A 244-nucleotide genomic window follows, 5' to 3' on the forward strand; every position below is an offset into this window, starting at 1 on the left:
CAATCCAGACGATGGCGTGATCAACAAAGCCGAGCTGGGTAACGACAACGTTCAGGTGAGCGTATCGGTGAACGGTGCAGAGCTTGCGGAAGGTGGTTCAGTGAACCTGACCATCACCAATGGTGGCAGCGCAAGCACAGTGACGCTGAGCCTGAATGAAGACGGCGAGATAAGCGACAGCAACTACAGCTACAACAATGGCACCATCACGTGGACAGAAACCGTGGCCGAGGGCGCAAGCATC

The 244-nt window shown here is 55.7% G+C and carries 1 protein-coding gene; it reads left to right on the forward strand.

Translation table 11 applies throughout. The annotated features are described in order from the left end of the window. Nucleotides 1–244: hypothetical protein (locus EYW48_RS21930; protein WP_277433128.1), on the forward strand; the 244-nt coding region annotated here is incomplete at both ends.

It is taken from the genome of Vibrio sp. 1180_3, from assembly GCF_029478545.1.
Lineage (GTDB): Bacteria > Pseudomonadota > Gammaproteobacteria > Enterobacterales > Vibrionaceae > Vibrio > Vibrio aestuarianus.